This window comes from Mesorhizobium sp. M1E.F.Ca.ET.063.01.1.1, from assembly GCF_003998155.1.
Taxonomy (GTDB): domain Bacteria; phylum Pseudomonadota; class Alphaproteobacteria; order Rhizobiales; family Rhizobiaceae; genus Mesorhizobium.
In genome coordinates this window covers 1-393 of sequence record NZ_RZSC01001760.1, presented here as the reverse complement: position 1 = coordinate 393, position 393 = coordinate 1, and the positions used below count along the sequence as shown (strand labels likewise).

1 protein-coding gene is annotated in these 393 nt (G+C 60.8%); it reads left to right on the top strand.

Annotated features, from left to right (window positions below; genetic code table 11):
* Nucleotides 1–302 (top strand): glycosyltransferase (locus EOA29_RS40770; protein WP_127222623.1); only part of this gene is annotated, 302 nt, incomplete at its 5' end.
* Nucleotides 303–393: the final 91 nt, after the last annotated feature.

Sequence of the window (393 nt, the reverse complement as noted above, 5' to 3'; positions counted from 1 at the left end):
AGCTGGTAGTGGTTCCGTCGCGCGCGGAGGCGATGCCCTATATCGTGCTCGAGGCCTTGGCCGCCGGCATGCCGATGATCGCGACCGCGGTCGGCGGCATTCCGGAAATCTTCGGCGATGGCTCCCCTGCCTTGATCCGGCCGGATCCCGTCGAGCTTGCCAGCAAAATCGGCATGGCGGTCAAAGACATGGATGCGTACCGCAAGGCGATGCCACAGGCCGACGAGCTGAAGGCGCATTTCGGCTCTGACGTGATGGCAGCCGAGATCGAGAAGGCCTATTTCGCGGCGCTGAGCAAGTAGGTCCGCAACCGCACAACAGCTTCAAAACCACGGGTTGTTTCAAGCCTTTCTTAGCTCTCTTTTGCTAAGCAATTGCGCGAAGCTCGCGGAC